Below are 307 nucleotides of genomic sequence, written 5' to 3'. Positions count from 1 at the left end.
GCGATGGTAATGATGGTGGTACAACTAAACCAGAGAAACCTGAAAAAGATACAGAAGCGCCAGTGATTACAGCAAAACAAGGTGTGATAGTACATGTAGGGGATAGTTTAAGTCCAGAAAGTTTAGTGAGTGTAAAAGAGAATAAAGATCCAAACCCAGTAGTAACAGTAGGAGCGTATGATACAAGTAAACCAGGCACAATTTCAGTTCAAGTAACAGCGACTGATAATGCAGGTAACACCTCAACTGCAACTGTAAATGTAGTAGTTATTGAGAAAGAAAAACCAGAGCCAGAGCAAAAGCCAGA

Annotated in this window: 1 pseudogene; it reads left to right on the top strand. The window is 39.7% G+C overall.

Annotation, left to right across the window (positions count from 1 at the left end):
• Positions 1-307, top strand: a pseudogene (locus tag V7183_RS04295) (adhesin); the annotation flags it as partial.

This window comes from Bacillus sp. JJ1127 (genome assembly GCF_036965845.1).
Taxonomy (GTDB): Bacteria; Bacillota; Bacilli; order Bacillales; family Bacillaceae_G; genus Bacillus_A.
This window is presented reverse-complemented; position numbering and strand designations above follow the sequence as displayed.